Below are 1075 nucleotides of genomic sequence, written 5' to 3' on the forward strand. Positions count from 1 at the left end.
CTCCATGAGCTGGGGGTGGCCGCAGAGACCAGCGAGAAGCGACTGTTTACTAAAAACACAGGTCCGTGCGAAGCCGTAAGGCGATGTATACGGACTGACGCCTGCCCGGTGCTGGAACGTTAAGGGGACCGGTTAGCTGACTTTCGGGTCGGCGAAGCTGAGAACTTAAGCGCCAGTAAACGGCGGTGGTAACTATAACCATCCTAAGGTAGCGAAATTCCTTGTCGGGTAAGTTCCGACCTGCACGAATGGCGTAACGACTTCTCGACTGTCTCAACCATAGGCCCGGTGAAATTGCACTACGAGTAAAGATGCTCGTTTCGCGCAGAAGGACGGAAAGACCCCGGGACCTTTACTACAGTTTGATATTGGTGTTCGGTTCGGCTTGTGTAGGATAGGTGGGAGACTGTGAAGCATGCACGCCAGTGTGTGTGGAGTCGCCGTTGAAATACCACTCTGGTCGTGCTGGATGTCTAACCTCGGTCCGTGATCCGGATCAGGGACAGTGTCTGATGGGTAGTTTAACTGGGGCGGTTGCCTCCTAAAGAGTAACGGAGGCGCCCAAAGGTTCCCTCAGCCTGGTTGGCAATCAGGTGTTGAGTGTAAGTGCACAAGGGAGCTTGACTGTGAGACCGACGGGTCGAGCAGGGACGAAAGTCGGGACTAGTGATCCGGCAGTGGCTTGTGGAAGCGCTGTCGCTCAACGGATAAAAGGTACCCCGGGGATAACAGGCTGATCTTCCCCAAGAGTCCATATCGACGGGATGGTTTGGCACCTCGATGTCGGCTCGTCGCATCCTGGGGCTGGAGTCGGTCCCAAGGGTTGGGCTGTTCGCCCATTAAAGCGGTACGCGAGCTGGGTTTAGAACGTCGTGAGACAGTTCGGTCCCTATCCTCTGTGCGCGTAGGAATATTGAGAAGGGCTGTCCCTAGTACGAGAGGACCGGGACGGACGAACCTCTGGTGTGCCAGTTGTCCTGCCAAGGGCATGGCTGGTTGGCTACGTTCGGAAAGGATAACCGCTGAAAGCATCTAAGCGGGAAGCCTGCTTCGAGATGAGTATTCCCACCCCCTT

Annotated in this window: 1 rRNA gene; it reads left to right on the forward strand. The window is 55.7% G+C overall.

What is annotated here, in order from left to right:
- Nucleotides 1-1075 (forward strand): 23S ribosomal RNA (locus tag ACZ56L_RS35985); the annotation flags it as partial.

It is taken from the genome of Streptomyces sp. NPDC039736 (genome assembly GCF_055596485.1).